The organism is Gordonia sp. NPDC003504, assembly GCF_053587995.1.
Map to the genome: position 1 here is coordinate 34,198 of NZ_JBSFPC010000017.1, position 16,294 is coordinate 50,491.

A 16,294-nucleotide genomic window follows, 5' to 3' on the forward strand; every position below is an offset into this window, starting at 1 on the left:
CGTGACGTCGCCGCCGGCCACCGGCATCCCCACCGTCGTCATCGCCGCGCCCGCGTCGGGTAGCGGCAAGACGACGGTGACCACCGGACTGCTCGGCGCGTTGCGCGCCGCCGGCCACCGGGTTGCGCCGTTCAAGGTGGGGCCCGACTACATCGACCCCGGATACCACGCGGTGGCGGCCGGTCGGGTGGGACGCAATCTGGACCCGAATCTCGTTGGGGCGGAGATGATCGCCCCACTGTTCGCCGCGGGATGCACCGGAGCCGACATCGCCGTCGTGGAGGGGGTGATGGGCCTGTTCGACGGGCGGATCACCGGGATCGGCGACGACGCGGACATCTCGGAGGCCGACCCCATCGGCATGGGATCGACCGCGCATGTGGCATCGCTGATCGGTGCGCCGGTGATCCTCGTCGTCGACGCCGGCGGCCACAGCCAGTCATTGGCCGCACTGCTCCACGGCTTCCTCGGATACTCGCCGTCGGTGCGGATCGCCGGAGTGATCCTCAATCGTGTCGGTTCACCGCGGCACGAGGCGGTCCTGCGTCAGGCGTGTGCGCGGGTCGGTGTCCCCGTTTTCGGTGTGCTGCACCGCAATCCCGAGCTGGCGGTCCCGTCGCGTCATCTCGGCCTGATCCCCGCCGCCGAACGCAGCGCGGATGCGGTGACCGCGGTGGCCGCGATGACGGCGACGGTGGGCGTCGGACTCGACCTGCCCGCCATCGTCGCGGCGGCACACGGCGCGCGTGCCGTCCCAGATCGACCGTGGAGTGCGGCGGAGGCGATCGCGGAGGCCGTCGGCCCGGACACGTCACCTCGCCGGGCCCGCCCGGTGGTGGCGGTCGCCGCCGGGGCGGCGTTCACGTTCGGGTATGCCGAGCACACGGAGCTGCTGAGGGCCGCGGGGGCCGACATCGCCGAGTTCGATCCGCTGACCGACCGTCTGCCCGACGGTACCGCCGCCGTCGTCATCGGAGGTGGGTTCCCCGAGGAGCACGCCGCCGAACTGTCGGCCAACACACTGCTACGCAACGACATTGCCGACCATGCTCGCGCCGGGGGCGCGATTCACGGCGAGTGCGCCGGCCTGCTCTACCTGTGCCGCGAACTCGACGGGCATCCGATGACCGGTGTCATCGACGGTGTCGGCGTCTTCGGTCCACGACTGAACCTCGGCTATCGGGATGCCGTCGCCATCGCCGATTCGGTCTTGTACAGGGCCGGTGAGCGGGTCACCGGTCACGAATTCCACCGCTCCTACGTCGACATCGACCAGGGAGCTCCCGCCTGGGGATGGCGTGGCGTCAGTGGGGTGCCCGTCACCGATGGGGCCATCGGTGATGGCGTGCACGCGTCCTACCTGCACGTACACCCGGTGGCGACGCCATATGCGATCGCACGATTCGTCGACGCGGCAACGACGGCTACGACGATCGGTGGTGACCGCGATGACCATGTCCGGAACTGAACTGCGGGCCGTGCTCGACGCTCTGCTCGAGTACGGTGTCGACGACCCCGACATCCTTCGGGACCTGCTCGAAGCTGTCCTCGTGGTGGGGCAGGGACTCGAACTCGACCGGGCTCTGCAACGGATCGTCGAGGTGGCCGTCGGCGTCGTCGACGCCCGCTACGGCGCACTTGGCGTGCGCGGACCGGACGGCGGTCTCAGCGAGTTCGTCTACACCGGCATCACATCCGTTGAGCGAGCACGGATGGGTGCGCTGCCCGTCGGTCGCGGCGTGCTCGGTGTGCTGATGGACGATCCGCACGTTCTGCGGATTCCCGATCTCGCCAAACATCCGGCGTCGGTGGGATTCCCGCCGAATCACCCGCCGATGACCACCTTCCTCGGCGCGCCGATCATCATTCGCGGTTCGATCTTCGGGCGGATTTACCTGACCGAGAAGCGGGGCGGTGCACAGTTTTCCGAGCTCGACGAGACGTTGATCGCCGTCCTGGCGGTGGCCGCGGGCATCGCCGTGGACAACGCTCAACTCTTCGAGCGTGCGCGCACCCGACACCGGTGGATGCAGATCCTCGCCCGTCGCGGATCGGAGCCACTGGCCGGGATCGCGTTGTCGGACACCCTGTCCCGGATGTGTTCGGACGTGGCCGAGTTGGTCAACGCGGTGGACGTGTACTTGATCACCGGCGAGCAGGGACATCGGTCGGTCGCCGGGGCCACCCGCACCGGGTTGGACCTGTCGCGGTTGACACTGCCCGCCGGCACCGGGTTGTCGGTGGTGCCGATCGAGGAGATCGACTCGGAACTGTCACGTTCGGGGGCCGGGTGGGCGACGGTGCAGCCGCTGCATCGCGCGTCGGGGGCGTTCGGCTGGTTGCTGATCACCGCCCGCGAGAAGAAGTTCTGGGAGGACGAGGAGATCGCCGGTCTGGCCGGTGTCGCCGAGGTGGCGTCGCTGGCCATCGTCTACGCCGAGCAGCAGCAGGTCGCCCGCGATCTGGAGGTGCTCGAGGATCGGCATCGCATCGCCCGTGATCTACACGACCATGTGATTCAGCGCCTTTTCGCGATCGGTATGTCGATCCAGACGATGCAGGCACGTTCGGCCGCGCAGCCGGGGACAACCGACGAGGCGACCACCGCGCGTCTCGAGCAGGTGATGACCGATCTGGACCGGACGATCGCGCAGATCCGGACCTCGATCTTCGATCTGCAGACGGTGTCGGATCATCACGACACCTCGACGTTGCGTCGTCGAGTGCTCGACATCGTCTCGGAGTTGTCGGTGCACGCGCCGATCGCGCCGAGCGTGCAGTTCATCGGCCCGGTCGACACCGTGGTACCCGATGCGCTCGGACCACATATCGATGCCGTTCTGCGCGAAGGGCTTTCCAACGCGCTCCGGCACGCGCACGCCGAGCACATCTCGGTGTCGGTGAGCGCCGACGACGTGCTGACCGTGGAGATCGAGGATGACGGCGTCGGAATCGCCAAGGACGTCAACTACCGGGGGCTGGACAATCTGACCCGTCGCGCCGAAGAGTGCGACGGCGTCTTCGACATCCACACCGCACCACGCCGGCGCGACGGGCGCGGCGGTGGCACGACGCTGACCTGGTCGGTGCCGCTGGCCGAGGGGTGACGCGACACCTGAGCCGCATACGACGCCGGCTCAGGTGAACATGTCCCAGCAGATGCCGTTGCGGCGACGTTGATCGTCGAGGACGAGATCGCGGATCTGGGGTGGCAGCTGCGCTCGCTGCCACTCGCACTCGGCGGCACGCACTGCCTCCCGATCGTTCTCCGGCGCCATCGCCCGCGCGGACTTGATGGCGTAAGCAGCTGCGCCGAGGTTGTGTTCGGCAACGTGCGCGACCACGGCCGCCTGTCCCGCCGCGTAGGCGGCGAAGCGGGCGGCGCCGGTCAGCGGACGCGCAGCTCCCATGGCGTGACCACCCGCGGCCCGCGCCGTCATCATCGCGATCTGGCCACGAGCCCACAGCCGGGCGTGATCGATGGCGTCACGGGGTCGACGGTCGTCGGGAGAGGCCGCCTCAAATGCGCCCAGGACGTGCTCGGCGCACGTCGCCGACCACAGCGCGAGCAGATGATGATTCTCGTCGCTGAGGGTTCCACCCCGACGGACGGTGATGAGACGGGGATCCCGCACGGCCGGAAGAATCATCGACTCGGTTGGCTACGCCTTCCCGTCGCGCAGTTTGGTCGCCATCACCGCGACCTGGGTGCGGCGCTGCATGTCGAGTTTGGCGAGGATGCGGGAGACGTAGTTCTTGATTGTCTTCTCCGCCAAGAACATTCGTTCGGCGATCTGGCGGTTCGTCATGCCGTCGCCGATCAGGTTGAAGACCTCGCGCTCCTGGTGGGTCAGGTCGGCGAGTGGATCGGTGTGCTGCTTACCGTCGCGCAACTTCGCCAGAAGCGCCGCCGTGCTGCGATCGTCGAGCAGCGAGCCACCCTTACCGACGGTGCGCACGGCCGCCACCAGGTTGTGTCCGAGGATCTGCTTGAGCACGAATCCGGAGGCACCGGCCAACACGGCGGCGAGCAGGGCATCGTCGTCGGCGTAGCTGGTGAGCATCAGGCAGTGGATGGACGGATCGGCGGCGCGGATGTCGCGGCACAATTCGACACCGTTGCCGTCGGGCAACCGGACATCGAGCACCGCCACGTCGGGCTTGGCCGCCAGGACGCCGACGCGGGCCTCTCCGACGCTCGCCGCCTCTCCGACCACCTCGATGTCGCCGGCGGTTCCGAGCAGGTCACGCAGACCGCGCCGGACGAGTTCGTGGTCGTCGACGAGGTACACCCGAACCGGTGTCCTCGGCGCACCCTCGTGGCCGAGCTCACCACCGGAATCGTCGGCAGAAGCGGGATGGACGTCGGAGGACATGACACGAAGTTACCGCACCGGGCCGCCCAGATCGCGACGTCGGTCCCCACCGACAGGGGACCTTTGGCTCACGTGTGACGGGTGGGACGTGGCGGAGAGTGTGGAGAACCGGGAGCGCGTGTCGGGCCGCGCGCCTGGAGGACCGTCGAGCGGGTGTGGCAACGACGCACATCCCGCCGCGGTCGTAACGATCCGACACGAAGAGCACTAGGAGCGACGCGTGAGCACCCTCATCGGACCAGCCACCAGTGATGCCGGAATGACCGGCTCCGACTTGCTGCGTGAACTGTTGCCGGTCTGCGAGACCGAAGTCGAACGCCACATGAAGATGACCAAAGACTGGCACCCGCATGACTACGTCCCGTGGGACGACGGGCGAAACTTCGCCGCTCTCGGTGGCGTGGACTGGGATCCCGAGCAGTCGCAGCTGTCGGAGGTCGCGAAGGCGGCGATGATCACCAACCTGCTCACCGAGGACAACCTGCCGTCGTATCACCGCGTGATCGCCGACAACTTCACCCTCGACGACGCCTGGGGTTTCTGGGTCGGCCGGTGGACCGCCGAGGAGATGCGCCACTCGACGGTGATGCGCGACTACCTCGTCGTCACCCGTGGGGTGGACCCGGTGGAACTCGAGGAAACCCGCATGCTGCACATGACGCACGGATTCAATCCGTTGCCCGAGGACGACGGTCAGCGCGATCACAGCTTCGACATGCTCTACGCCGTCAGCTACGTCAGCTTCCAGGAACTGGCCACCCGCGTCAGTCACCGCAACACCGGCAAGGCGTGCGGGGATCCCATTGCCGACAAGATGCTGCAGCGTGTCGCGGCGGACGAGAACCTGCACATGCTCTTCTACCGCAACATCGTCGCCGGTGCGCTCGACCTGGTGCCCGATCAGGCGATGGCCGCGATCTACGGGATCGTCTCGAACTTCCAGATGCCCGGTGCCTCGATGCCGAACTTCCGGCGCAACGCGGTGCTCATCGCCAAGGGTGGGATCTACGATCTGCCGCAACATCTTTCGGAGGTGGTGATGCCGGTGCTGCGGAAGTGGCGGATCTTCGAGCGTGACGACTTCGGCCCACTCGGAGACATGTACCGCGACAAGCTCGCCGACTTCCTCGAGGAGATGAACGTCAAGGTGGAGAAGTTCCAGCGGGCCCGCGAGCGCGCGCTGGAGCGCGAGTCCCGAAGGGCAATGGCGGGCGCATGACGATCGCGGACCTACCGATGAACCTGGGAATCGAGCCGTCCGCACCGGCAGGGGGCTGCGGCGAATGCTGCGGCAGTTGCGAACGCCCGATACCGGCACCGGAACCCGACGTCCCGGTCGGCTTCCTCGTGGCGATCACCATGGCCGAGGCCGCCGCGAACCACAATCCGACCTGGTGGAACGAGGTGCGCTGTCACGCCGAGGACACCGCCGCCGGCGAGTACTGCAGTTCGCTGCTCCTCGGTGCGTTGCTGCAATCGTCGGCGCATCGGCTCGGGGTGCCGACCGCGGATGTGTGGTCCTACATCCGCCGCACCGGTGAGCTGCCGCTGTAGCCGGTCAAAGGTCCACTCGGACAACGACGTTCCGGCGCACTCGGGCATCGTGGCGACGGTCATGCCCGCGTGCCCGGGCGCGACGTGCCCGAGCCGGTAGGCTCCACACTCATGTCCGACACCCCTGAGAGCCCCGAGCGTGACGCCGCCGTCGGTGAGTCCGGCCACTACCTGGCCGGCCTCGACCTGGTCGGCCGCAGGGTCGTCGTGGTCGGCGGCGGGTCGGTCGCACAGCGCCGGCTGCCCAATCTGGTGGCGGCCGGCGCCGACGTGCATGTGGTGGCGATCGACCCGACGCCCGCGGTGGAGTCCTACCCGGGGGTGAGCATCCATCGCCGTGCCTATGCCGACGGCGATCTGGCCGGTGCGTGGTATGCGATGGCCTGCACCGACGATCCCGACGTCAACGCCGCGGTGGTGGCCGAGGCGGAACGGTCGCACACGTTCTGTGTGCGGGCCGACGACGCGCGCTTCGGTTCGGCCGTCACCCCGGCCTCGGGTCGCCACCGGGACGTCCAGTTCGGCGTGCTCGCCGGCGGCGATCACAAGCTGTCCGCCGCGCTGCGGGCCGCCATCGGCCGGGCCCTGGCCGACGGTGACCTCGTCGTCGACGATGCACCGCACCCGCCCGGGGTGGCGCTGGTCGGTGGCGGACCGGGGGACCCCGACCTCATCACCGTCCGCGGCCTGCGGCTGCTGATGGCCGCCGACGTCGTCGTCGCCGATCGGCTCGCGCCGCCGCAACTGCTGGCCGCGTTGGGGCCGCAGGTGGAGATCATCGACGCCGCGAAGGTGCCCTACGGGCGGGCGATGAAGCAGGAGGCCATCAACGACGTCCTGGTCGCCCGCGCCAAGGAGGGCAAGTTCGTCGTGCGGTTCAAGGGCGGCGACCCCTATGTGTACGGCCGGGGCTTCGAGGAACTGCAGGCCTGCGTCGCCGCCGGTGTCCCGGTGACCGTGGTCCCCGGGATCACCAGCCCGATCTCGGTGCCCGCATCCGCGGGCATCCCTGTCACCCATCGAGGCGTCACCCATGAGGTGGTGATCGTCTCGGGGCACGTGGCGCCCGATCATCCCGACTCGCTGGTCGACTGGCCGGCACTGGGCAGGCTGCGCGGCACCCTGGTGCTGATGATGGCCGTCGAACGCATCGACCGGTTCACCCAGGCGTTGCTCGACGGTGGCCGCAGCCCGCAGACACCGGTGGCGATGATCGAGAACGGTTCGCTGCCCACCCAGCGGGTGATCCGCGCGGATCTGGCCCACGCCGCCGAGGAGGCGGTGCGCGGCAACCTGCGACCACCGGCCATCGTGGTGATCGGCGACGTCGCCGGGTTCACCGACGCGGACACCACCGTCGGCTCCTGATCCGGCAGAATCCTCGTCTCGACGCCGTCACAGCCGCCTCACGAGGTCACTGCCGTATCAACTTGCCGTCACTTCTGAGCCAACATTGCCAACAACGATTGGCATATTGATCAAGGCGAACGGTAGCGTCGACCCTTATGTCGCTATCAGCTCCGTCTGATCACGGCACCACGGTGGTGCCCGGTCAGTACCGACCGGTCTTCGGTTTCGCGATCCTGGTGCTGTCGGGGATGCAGCTGCTGATGGTTCTCGACGGCACCGTCGCCGCCCTCGCACTCCCGAGCATCCGCGATCACCTGGATCTCGGCGAATCGTCGGCGAACTGGGTCATCACCGCCTACGTCCTGGCCTTCGGCGGTCTGATGCTGCTCGGCGGCAGACTCGGCGACACCTTCGGCCGCAAGCGGATGTTCATCGTCGGTGTCACGGCGTTCACCCTCACCTCGCTGCTGTGCGGGGTGGCCTGGAACGAGGCGAGCCTGATCGTCGGACGAGCCCTGCAGGGCGCGTCGGCGGCCGTCGCGGCACCCACGGCGATGGCCCTGGTGGCCACCACCTTCGCGCCGGGAAAGCCGCGCAGTCAGGCATTCGCCATCTACGCGGCGATGACGGGCGTCGGGTCGGTCGCGGGCCTCATCCTCGGTGGTGTGCTCACCGAGATGTCCTGGCGGCTGGTGTTCCTCATCAACGTGCCGATCGGGCTGGCGGTGGCCGTCGGCGCCGTGTTCGCGTTGCGTGAGTCCCAGGGTGAACGTCTGGCACTCGACGTCCGTGGTGCCGTGCTCGCCACGGTCGGCTGCACGCTGCTGGTGCTGGCGGTCAGCGAGGGCCCCAACGGGTGGGGACGGCCCCTCGTCGTCGGATCCTTCCTCCTCGGCGCGATCGCGCTCGCCGCATTCATCGTGGTCGAACGCCGCGCCGCCAACCCGATCCTGCCGTTCGTCCTCTTCGACAACACCAGCCGGGTCGCCGCCCTCGCCGCGATCTTCCTGGCCAGCATGATCATGATGTGCATGGCGGTGTTCATCTCCCTGTACCTGCAGGGCATTCTGGAGTACTCGCCGATCGAGAGCGGCCTGGCCGTGGTGCCGTTCGCCGTGGGGCTGGGGGTGGCCGCGGCGATCGCGTCCAAGCTCTCGCTGATGATCCAGCCGCGGTGGCTGGTGCTCGTCGGCGGCGCGATCATCCTCGCGGGATGCCTGTACGCGTCCTCGATCGCCACCGACACGCCGCACTACTTCCCGGGCATCGGACTGACGGTCATCATCATCGGCTTCGGCGTCGGACTGGCGGTGATCCCGTTGACCCTGTCGGTGGTCGCCGGCGTCGCGCCCACCGAGATCGGACCACTGACCGCGCTCGCGCAGGTCGCCCAGAACCTCGGTGGCGCCATCGGACTGGTCGCCGTCGGCGCGATGGTCACCTCGCGGGCCCTGTCGCAGGGCGGCACCACCGGGCCGGTGGAGACCATGAACCCCACCCAACTCGCCGCGCAGGCCGACGGTTACGGCCTGGCGTTCGCGTGCTGCGCGGGGATCGCCGTCATCGCGGCGGTCGTCGTCATGTTCATGAGGTTCACCCCCGAGGAGGTCGCCGAGGGGCAGGCCGCGCAGGAAGCCGCGAACACCACCCTTGACGTCGACGACGCCGTCACACATCGGCCCTGACACACCGGCCCCGACACACGGGCCGTGGCGCGCCGCCCTCAGTCCGGCTCGGACAGGACGGCCTGACGCGGGCCGGTGACCATCAGATTCGCACCGTGCCCCCAGACACGCAGATGGCTCGCCGCCGCCTGCAGGGTCCAACCGCGTGCCGCATAGCGCAGCCCGACGTCCAACACCGTCGTCGCGGCACCCCACCGCATGGTGATCGTCGCCGGCGGGGCTTCGTCGACGAGGGTTCCGTCGTCCCGCAACCGCATCGGCGGGTCGAACCACACTCCGGTCAATAGGACACCCTCGTCATCGAGCGTGATCGACACCCGATCGCCGAGCGCCCTGGCGACGTGGGCCTCGGAACCGAAGGTGGGCAGGGTGCGTACAGCGGCGCGCGGGCCGTCGTAGATCCCGGGATGCACACCGTCGAGGACGAGGCACTCGGCAACCTCCGCCTCGCTGCGCACGACGATCAGCGCGGTGTCGGTCGGCCCCCGGTCGGCACCCAGCCAGGCCCGGTCGCACGTGATGTTCACACCGATCCCGGCACCGAGGGCGGTGCCTCCCACAGTCGAGAGCACGTCGTGGACGACGGCGGCCTCCGCCGGCCCGGGTGTGACGGCGAAGGTCGCGGTGTCGGGGGCGAGGTCCAGCCGGATCCACGGCGCATCGACCAGCGTGCGGCCACTGGATTCCGCTGACCGGTCGGTGGGGCGGTCCGTCAGCCGCCGCGCGGCGAACGCCTCGAGCGCTGACGGATCGAACGGCTGGTCACGCAGATCGTGGGTGCGCGGATCGAGGTTGACGACGAACAACGGTTCAGACATTGCGATTCACCATAGTTAATGGCGTCTTCTGGACATCGGTTCGGGTCCCGACTCACGGTCAGTCGGTGATCACGACGATCTCATCACCGCGCGCGATTTCCACCCGCTGACCGGCGTCACCGAGAACCGACGCGAGTCCGTTGATGTCGCGCACGGTGCGGCGGGTTCGCACGAGTTCGCGCGCCATCAGTCCCTTGTAATGCTTGTTGAAGTGGCTGACCACCTTGCGGGTGCCGTCGGCGGCCTCGGTGACCACGGTGGCGGTCACCGCCCCCGACACCGGGCCGAGCTGCTGATAGATACCCGAGCGCAGATCCACGACGAAATCGTCGACCGCGTCGAGGGCCGCCGACAGCTCCGGTTTCCACAGTGCGGTCAGGGGCGGCAGCCTGGGGAGTTTGGATCCCCCGGAGAGGCGATAGGCCGGGATCGGGTCGGTGGCCCGAACCACGCCGAACAGTGCCGAGCCGATGGCGAGACGCTCGGCGGCCTTGTTCTTGCCCGCCTTCGTCAGCGAGCGGTGATCGAGGGCGTCGTAGAGCACGCCGGTGTAGCGCTCGATCGCCGGGCGGGTGGGGGAGAGCCACAGGTCGGCGTTGCGGTCGACCTCGGCGAGTTGGGTCTTGCCGAGGCCGAGTGCCTTCTGACTGGCGTCCAGGTCGTCGGCGAGGTCGACGATCGCGTCGGCGATGCGCTTACGGGTCGGGTTCAGCTCGGTGAAGGACAGCGCGTCGAGGTCGAGCGGGGCGCCGGAACCGCCGTCGGACTTGGTTTCCGAAGGGGGGAGGATGACGAGCACCGCCACACTGTATCGGCGGCGCCGACGGGCGCGACAATGCGGTTGCAGCACCCGACTAGACTCGGCTCCCGTGATCACCCGCATGTCGACCCTGTTCCTGCGAACCCTGCGCGACGACCCCGCCGACGCCGAGGTTCCCAGCCACAAGCTGCTCGTCCGCGCCGGATACGTGCGACGCGCAGCGCCCGGTGTGTACAGCTGGTTGCCGTTGGGCCTCAAGGTCCTCAAGGCCGTCGAGCAGGTCGTCCGCGACGAGATGAACGCCATCGGCGCCCAGGAGATCCTGTTGCCCGCGCTGCTGCCGCGCGATCCGTACGAGGAGACCGGCCGGTGGACCGAATACGGCCCGGCGCTGTTCCGGCTCAAGGACCGCAAGGGCGCCGACATGCTGCTCGGGCCCACCCACGAGGAACTGTTCGCCCAGCTGGTCAAGGGGGAGTACTCCTCGTACAAGGATCTGCCGGTGGTGCTGTATCAGATCCAGACCAAGTACCGCGACGAGGAACGCCCCCGCGCCGGCATTCTGCGTGGCCGTGAATTCGTCATGAAGGACTCCTATTCCTTCGACCTCGACGACGACGGGCTCAAGGTCAGTTACCAGGCCCACCGGGAGGCGTATCAGAAGATCTTCGCGCGCCTCGGCGTACGGTACGTAATCGTCGCGGCCACCTCGGGAGCCATGGGTGGCAGCGCCTCCGAGGAGTTCCTCGCCGAGAGCGAGGTCGGTGAGGACACCTTCGTCCGGTGCATCGAGTCGGGTTACGCCGCCAATGTCGAAGCCGTGATCACCCCTGCGGCAGAGCCGATTCCGTTCGACGACGCGCCCGCCGCCGTCGTGCACGACACCCCGGACACCCCGACCATCGACACCCTTGTGGCGTGGGCCAACGACACCCTCGACGGCAGCTACGCCGCCGCCGACACACTCAAGAACATCCTGGTGAAAGTCCGTGAGCCGGGCAAGGATTGGGAGTTGCTGGGCGTCGGTGTGCCCGGTGACCGCGAGGTCGATTTCAAACGACTCGAGGCGTCCCTCGAGCCGGCCGAGGTGGAGCTACTCACCGAGGCCGACTTCGCCGCCAACCCGTTCCTCACCAAGGGATATATCGGACCGAAGGGTCTGCAGGACAACGGGGTTCGCTATCTCGTCGATCCGCGGATCGGTGACGGCTCATCGTGGATCACCGGCGCCGACGCGCCGAACAAGCATGTCGTCGGCCTGGTGGCCGGACGTGACTTCGTCGCCGACGGCACCATCGAGGCCGCCGAGGTCCGCGACGGCGACGCCTCGCCGGATGGCAAGGGCCCCTTGGTCAGTGCCAAGGGCATCGAGATCGGTCATATCTTCCAGCTCGGTCAGAAGTACACCGACGCCTTCGAGGTCGACGTCCTCGGCGAGAGTGGTAAGCCGGTACGGCTGACGATGGGCTCCTACGGCGTCGGGGTGTCGCGTCTGGTGGCGGTGCTCGCCGAGCAGAACCACGACGACAAGGGGCTGCGCTGGCCGCGTGCGGTGTCGCCCTTCGCCGTGCACCTGGTGATCGCCAACAAGGACCAGGGCGCGATCGACGGCGCGAACACCCTGGCCGCTGATCTCGACGCCGCCGGTTTGGAGGTCCTCCTCGACGACCGCAAGGCCTCACCCGGTGTGAAGTTCAAGGACGCCGAACTGCTCGGTGTGCCAACGGTTGTCGTCGTCGGGCGTGGCTATGCCAACGGTGTCGTCGAGGTGCGTGACCGGTTCACCGGCGAGAGCACCGAGGTTCCCGTCGACGACGCGGTCGAGGCGATCACCGCGGCAGTGCGCGGCTGACCCGACGGTTCGGCAAAGGCCGGATCAGACAAAGGCCGGATCAGACAAAGGCCGGATCAGACAAACGCCGGATCAGCGGGACGGATCGTCACGCCCCGCCGCGAGCAGGCGTTCGCGCGCCGTCTCGTACTTCTGCTTGAGGCGCGCCGCGGTCTGCGGATCGCGTTCGGCGAGTGCGGCGTTGCCCGACAGGTTCTGGGCGTTGTCGGCGAGTTTGACCTGCCGGCCGAGCGGATCGGCCGCGGCGCGCTCGATGGCGGCCGAATAGTCCTCACCGTCGTTCTTGGTCACCGCGACGACGGCCCGGATGACATGTGCCGGAATCCCGAAGTCGGTCAACTCCGTCACCGTGACGTCGGTGTCCTCGAGGATGTCGTGCAGGAGTCCGGCCATCTCGGCGTCGGGGCCGAGCGGCGCGAGGCGTTCCGCGATCGGTTCCAGGTGGGCGGTGTAGTAGTCGCGGCCCATGTTGTCGACCTGGCCCGCGTGTGCGCGACGTGCGAGGTCGCGAACGCTCTCGAGTGTCGTCATCTGGCGTTGTCCGTTCTTCTGACCGCGGCGTCGGGTGTCGCCCCCCGGAAGCGTAGGTGGTGACGCCCACCGGCGTCGGGTGACGACCGTTCACGGGTGTCGCGAGACTACCGACGACCGGGAAATGCGACCGTGGCGGGCCGCTCACCCAGCACCACACGCCACCGCGCGGCCCGCAATGCCGACGATGTCAGTCCGTCGACACCGAGGGCGCGTGCCGGGGCGCCGTCGGCCTGCTCGAGTAGGGCGCGATAGGCGACGGTGCAGTCGATTTCGGAATCGAGCACCACCTGCGCCGCGCTGACCGGGTCATTCACCGTGATCGGCAACGTATAGCCGGCCGCGGCCTCGGGGGGAGTGCCGCCGGCCGCCGTGATCGCCGCGGTGAGCCGGTCCCGTTCGGTGCGGTGCTCGGCGATGAACTCCTCGAGCATCGGCCGCCGTGCGGAGGAGATGAATGCGGTGGCCACCCCATAGGTGAAGATGGCGGCGTTCTGGGTGTCGACGGCCGCCGACATCGCATCGACCGAACTCATCCGAGCTGCACCTCCACCAGGGTTGTCACCGACGCGCTGATCGAACCGGTCAGGCCCGAGGAGTACCCGCTCAGGTCGATCGCCGAACTCCGTGCCGCCTTGGCCGACGCCGCCAGCGCCGATCGCAGCCCGTCGAGGGTGGTCGCCGACGGCGCCGCCGGACCGCTTGTCGCGCTGGGGCCGGCACCCGACGACGTCGGTGCACTCGATGCGGTGCCGGACGCCGGCGTATCGATCTGCCCGGCGATGTCCTGATCGAGACGGATGATCTCCTCCCGCAAAGCCTGCGCATGCTGACCGCGTTGATCGGCGACGACCCCGAGTGCCGCGGAATAGTCGGTCACCTGCGGGGCCAGCGCCCGGGCTGCCGCGGCGTCGGCCAGCGCCGACCGGGCCAAGGGCACCAGTGCCTGTGCGGTCACCTGACTTGGCGTGGGCCCTCGATCGCATCCCGCGGCGGTGGCCACCACCGTCGCGCCGACACCGAGCATCACACCGCCGCGCAGAACGGTGCGACGGGACGGGCCGGTGCGGACGTGGGGCGTATCGCCGTGAACGGGGTCGGCGGGTGGTGGACGCATCACCCGACACATGATGCCAGCCCGGTCGGAGTCCGCACCGGCCGTGCACACGGTGGTCGGATCCGCTCGGCCCATCCACTACCATGGGCGAGCCGACCGAACAGGCAACCGAAGCCAGAGACAACTGAAGACGAGGAGAATGCGGTGGCCATCGAGAAGCAACGGGTTCACGACCTCGTCGAACATCTGGTCGTCGAGAACGGCTTCGACCTCGAGGACGTGATCATCTCGTCCGCGGCCGGCACCGACGAGGTCCGTCTCGTCGTGGATCGGGACGGCGGCGCCGATCTCGACGTTCTGGGTGCGCTCACCCGCGACATCAACGAGGTCCTCGACGCCGGTCCCAACATCTCCGACACCCCCTACACACTCGAGGTCACCTCACCCGGCATCGGGCGTCCGCTCACCCTGGCGCGGCACTGGCGACGGGCGCAGGGCCGCAAGGTCGGCATCACGCTGCACGACGGCCGAAAGGTCGAGGGACGCATCGGGGCGAGCACCGACGACGAGGTCACCGTCGTCACCAACACCCGCGGCCGGATCGGTGCCGAAGCGATCCCGCTCACCGCGATCGAACGCGCCGTGGTGGAGGTCGACTTCTCCCGCCCGAGCGTGGCCGAACTGCAACGCTGCGGCCTCGACGACACCGAGATCGCGCGACGCCGCGAACCCGGTCCGACGGAATTGTGAAGGACGGGTCCCGCGGCGGACACTGGACTCGACACAACTGGGCACACACAACTGAATATCGGCACAAGTGAAACCGACAAATGAATAGGAGCACTCACGACATGAACATCGACATCAACGCCCTGCGGATGATCGAGGCCGACAAGGGCATCTCGATCGACACCGTCATCACCGCCATCGAGACGGCCCTGCTCACCGCCTACCGCCACACCGACGGCTTCGCCCCGCACGCGCGCATCGACGTCAACCGCAAATCCGGTGAGGTCCGCGTGATGGCCCAAGAACTCGACGAGCACGGCGACGTCGTCCACGAATACGACGACACCCCCGAGGGATTCGGCCGCATCGCGGCGACCACCGCACGCCAGGTGATCCTGCAGCGGCTGCGTGACGCCGAGAACGAGAAGAGCTTCGGCGATCTGGTCGCCCACGAGGGGGAGATCGTCGGCGGCGTCGTCCAGCAGGACGCCCGCGCCAACGCCCGCGGCATGGTCGTGGTGCAGATCGGCAGCGAGGCCAACGCCACCGAAGGCGTCATCCCGCCCGCCGAGCAGGTGCCGGGGGAGACCTACACCCATGGCGATCGCATCAAGTGCTACGTCGTCGGAGTCACCCGAGGACAGCGTGGACCGCAGATCACCTTGTCGCGCACGCACCCGAACCTGGTTCGCAAACTGTTCTCGCTGGAGGTCCCGGAGATCGAGGACGGCTCCGTGGAGATCGTCGCCGTCGCCCGTGAGGCGGGTCACCGGTCGAAGATCGCGGTGCACACCGGTGTCAGCGGCCTCAACGCCAAGGGGGCCTGCATCGGCCCGATGGGTCAGCGCGTGCGCAACGTGATGAGTGAACTCGCCGGCGAGAAAATCGACATCATCGACTTCGACACCGATCCGGCCACCTTCGTCGGGAATGCACTGTCGCCGGCGAAGGTTGTCTCCGTCGAGGTCGTCGACCTCGCGGGGAAAGCCGCACGAGTGGTGGTACCGGATTATCAACTGTCCCTCGCCATCGGCAAGGAAGGACAGAATGCGCGGCTGGCCGCACGGCTGACCGGGTGGCGAATCGACATCCGATCCGATGCCGACGGGTCGGCCGCGACCGGCTCCCGCACACCGAGTGGTGGCCGATTGTCCTCTTAGCGGCGACTCACGCTAGACTGAGCGATGGTTCAGCGAAAGCCGTCGACCACGTCCTCCGACGATGGCCGTCGGGATCGTCCCGTCCGAATGTGCATCGGATGTCGGCAACGCGCCGAGATCACCGCACTGGTTCGTCTGGTCGCCCGCGAGGGTGCCGACGGACCGACGGTCGTGGTCGATCTCGCGAAGACCATGCCGGGACGAGGTGCGTGGCTGCATCCGAGCGTGGACTGTGTGTCCGCGGCGGTGCGACGACGGGCATTCGCAGTGGCATTGAGGACGACGAATCTGGCCGCCAACCCAGATGACCTCGCCGAAGCGATCGGAGCCGGGGATCGGTTCCCGATCGCGGACGACAGCAGGCTCGACACCGAGCCGGAACAGGTAGCAGAAGACATGAGCACACCGTGAAGTCCCCACGA

At 68.3% G+C, this 16,294-nt stretch carries 17 protein-coding genes; 10 read left to right on the forward strand and 7 right to left on the reverse strand.

The window, feature by feature from the left end; translation table 11 throughout:
- Position 1: 1 nt before the first annotated feature.
- Positions 2-1,468 (forward strand): cobyrinate a,c-diamide synthase, encoded by a 1,467-nt coding sequence (locus tag ACWDPV_RS22120; RefSeq protein ID WP_449744693.1) that lies wholly within the window; start codon positions 2-4, stop codon positions 1,466-1,468.
- A complete protein-coding gene (locus ACWDPV_RS22125; RefSeq protein ID WP_449744694.1) occupies positions 1,455-3,107 on the forward strand; it encodes a GAF domain-containing protein in 1,653 nt (550 codons plus the stop codon). The genes ACWDPV_RS22120 and ACWDPV_RS22125 overlap by 14 nt, the downstream gene beginning before the upstream one ends.
- Before the next feature lie 30 nt (positions 3,108-3,137).
- Here ACWDPV_RS22125 and ACWDPV_RS22130 read toward each other — a convergent pair whose 3' ends face one another.
- Both ACWDPV_RS22130 and ACWDPV_RS22135 read right to left on the reverse strand, forming a co-directional pair.
- Positions 3,138-3,650 carry a putative immunity protein gene (locus tag ACWDPV_RS22130; protein WP_449744695.1) on the reverse strand — a complete coding sequence of 171 codons (513 nt, stop codon included), beginning with the start codon at positions 3,648-3,650 and terminating at the stop codon, positions 3,138-3,140.
- Positions 3,651-3,662: 12 nt separating this feature from the next.
- Positions 3,663-4,376 (reverse strand): response regulator transcription factor, encoded by a 714-nt coding sequence (locus ACWDPV_RS22135; RefSeq protein ID WP_449744696.1) that lies wholly within the window; start codon positions 4,374-4,376, stop codon positions 3,663-3,665.
- A 220-nt stretch (positions 4,377-4,596) separates the two neighbouring features.
- Between ACWDPV_RS22135 and ACWDPV_RS22140 the strand changes: the two genes are divergently transcribed.
- From ACWDPV_RS22140 to ACWDPV_RS22155, 4 genes are all read left to right on the forward strand, one after another.
- Positions 4,597-5,595, forward strand: coding sequence for an acyl-ACP desaturase (locus ACWDPV_RS22140; protein ID WP_348803460.1), 999 nt, complete (start codon positions 4,597-4,599; stop codon positions 5,593-5,595).
- Entirely contained in the window at positions 5,592-5,930 is a 339-nt protein-coding gene (locus ACWDPV_RS22145; RefSeq protein WP_449744697.1) for a hypothetical protein, read from the forward strand. The genes ACWDPV_RS22140 and ACWDPV_RS22145 overlap by 4 nt, the downstream gene beginning before the upstream one ends.
- A gap of 111 nt (positions 5,931-6,041) precedes the next feature.
- Positions 6,042-7,298 (forward strand): uroporphyrinogen-III C-methyltransferase, encoded by a 1,257-nt coding sequence (gene cobA, locus ACWDPV_RS22150; protein WP_348803462.1) that lies wholly within the window; start codon positions 6,042-6,044, stop codon positions 7,296-7,298.
- A gap of 137 nt (positions 7,299-7,435) precedes the next feature.
- Positions 7,436-8,965: a DHA2 family efflux MFS transporter permease subunit gene (locus ACWDPV_RS22155; RefSeq protein ID WP_449744698.1), complete on the forward strand. Its 1,530-nt coding sequence runs from the start codon at positions 7,436-7,438 to the stop codon at positions 8,963-8,965.
- Between the two features lie 38 nt (positions 8,966-9,003).
- Here ACWDPV_RS22155 and ACWDPV_RS22160 read toward each other — a convergent pair whose 3' ends face one another.
- Both ACWDPV_RS22160 and yaaA read right to left on the reverse strand, forming a co-directional pair.
- Positions 9,004-9,783 carry a hypothetical protein gene (locus tag ACWDPV_RS22160; protein ID WP_449744699.1) on the reverse strand — a complete coding sequence of 260 codons (780 nt, stop codon included), beginning with the start codon at positions 9,781-9,783 and terminating at the stop codon, positions 9,004-9,006.
- Between the two features lie 58 nt (positions 9,784-9,841).
- The gene (yaaA, locus tag ACWDPV_RS22165; RefSeq protein WP_449744700.1) at positions 9,842-10,582 is read right to left on the reverse strand and encodes a peroxide stress protein YaaA; all 741 of its coding nucleotides are present in this window, start codon (positions 10,580-10,582) and stop codon (positions 9,842-9,844) included.
- Between the two features lie 82 nt (positions 10,583-10,664).
- On the opposite strand from yaaA, the gene ACWDPV_RS22170 reads away from it, so the two are divergent.
- Positions 10,665-12,395, forward strand: coding sequence for a proline--tRNA ligase (locus ACWDPV_RS22170; RefSeq protein WP_449744724.1), 1,731 nt, complete (start codon positions 10,665-10,667; stop codon positions 12,393-12,395).
- A 72-nt stretch (positions 12,396-12,467) separates the two neighbouring features.
- Here the strand turns inward: ACWDPV_RS22170 and ACWDPV_RS22175 are convergent, their stop codons facing one another.
- The 3 genes from ACWDPV_RS22175 to ACWDPV_RS22185 form a co-directional block, all read right to left on the reverse strand.
- Positions 12,468-12,926, reverse strand: coding sequence for an HD domain-containing protein (locus tag ACWDPV_RS22175; protein ID WP_449744701.1), 459 nt, complete (start codon positions 12,924-12,926; stop codon positions 12,468-12,470).
- A gap of 107 nt (positions 12,927-13,033) precedes the next feature.
- Positions 13,034-13,462 (reverse strand): ferritin-like domain-containing protein, encoded by a 429-nt coding sequence (locus ACWDPV_RS22180; RefSeq protein WP_449744702.1) that lies wholly within the window; start codon positions 13,460-13,462, stop codon positions 13,034-13,036.
- Entirely contained in the window at positions 13,459-14,043 is a 585-nt protein-coding gene (locus ACWDPV_RS22185; RefSeq protein ID WP_449744725.1) for a hypothetical protein, read from the reverse strand. Before ACWDPV_RS22185 ends, ACWDPV_RS22180 begins: the two co-directional genes overlap by 4 nt.
- A gap of 144 nt (positions 14,044-14,187) precedes the next feature.
- Here ACWDPV_RS22185 and rimP point away from each other — a divergent pair, with 144 nt between their 5' ends.
- The 3 genes from rimP to ACWDPV_RS22200 all read left to right on the forward strand — a co-directional run bounded on the left by rimP (position 14,188) and on the right by ACWDPV_RS22200 (position 16,283).
- Positions 14,188-14,733, forward strand: coding sequence for a ribosome maturation factor RimP (rimP, locus tag ACWDPV_RS22190; protein WP_449744703.1), 546 nt, complete (start codon positions 14,188-14,190; stop codon positions 14,731-14,733).
- Between the two features lie 101 nt (positions 14,734-14,834).
- On the forward strand, positions 14,835-15,872 hold the full coding sequence (gene nusA, locus ACWDPV_RS22195; protein ID WP_348808141.1) for a transcription termination factor NusA: 1,038 nt from the start codon (positions 14,835-14,837) through the stop codon (positions 15,870-15,872).
- A gap of 24 nt (positions 15,873-15,896) precedes the next feature.
- Positions 15,897-16,283, forward strand: a complete 387-nt coding sequence (locus ACWDPV_RS22200; protein ID WP_348808140.1) for a YlxR family protein — start codon at positions 15,897-15,899, stop codon at positions 16,281-16,283.
- The last annotated feature ends 11 nt before the right edge of the window (positions 16,284-16,294 follow it).

Bases quoted from the DNA above. Each gene is read 5' to 3' on its own strand.
- ACWDPV_RS22125 (WP_449744694.1), top strand. From the start codon at position 1,455: ATGTCCGGAACTGAACTGCGGGCCGTGCTCGACGCTCTGCTCGAGTAC.
- ACWDPV_RS22130 (WP_449744695.1), bottom strand. From the start codon at position 3,650: ATGATTCTTCCGGCCGTGCGGGATCCCCGTCTCATCACCGTCCGTCGG.
- ACWDPV_RS22135 (WP_449744696.1), bottom strand. From the start codon at position 4,376: ATGTCCTCCGACGTCCATCCCGCTTCTGCCGACGATTCCGGTGGTGAG.
- ACWDPV_RS22145 (WP_449744697.1), top strand. From the start codon at position 5,592: ATGACGATCGCGGACCTACCGATGAACCTGGGAATCGAGCCGTCCGCA.
- cobA (WP_348803462.1), top strand. From the start codon at position 6,042: ATGTCCGACACCCCTGAGAGCCCCGAGCGTGACGCCGCCGTCGGTGAG.
- ACWDPV_RS22155 (WP_449744698.1), top strand. From the start codon at position 7,436: ATGTCGCTATCAGCTCCGTCTGATCACGGCACCACGGTGGTGCCCGGT.
- ACWDPV_RS22160 (WP_449744699.1), bottom strand. From the start codon at position 9,783: ATGTCTGAACCGTTGTTCGTCGTCAACCTCGATCCGCGCACCCACGAT.
- ACWDPV_RS22170 (WP_449744724.1), top strand. From the start codon at position 10,665: ATGTCGACCCTGTTCCTGCGAACCCTGCGCGACGACCCCGCCGACGCC.
- ACWDPV_RS22175 (WP_449744701.1), bottom strand. From the start codon at position 12,926: ATGACGACACTCGAGAGCGTTCGCGACCTCGCACGTCGCGCACACGCG.
- ACWDPV_RS22180 (WP_449744702.1), bottom strand. From the start codon at position 13,462: ATGAGTTCGGTCGATGCGATGTCGGCGGCCGTCGACACCCAGAACGCC.
- ACWDPV_RS22185 (WP_449744725.1), bottom strand. From the start codon at position 14,043: ATGCGTCCACCACCCGCCGACCCCGTTCACGGCGATACGCCCCACGTC.
- nusA (WP_348808141.1), top strand. From the start codon at position 14,835: ATGAACATCGACATCAACGCCCTGCGGATGATCGAGGCCGACAAGGGC.
- ACWDPV_RS22200 (WP_348808140.1), top strand. From the start codon at position 15,897: ATGGTTCAGCGAAAGCCGTCGACCACGTCCTCCGACGATGGCCGTCGG.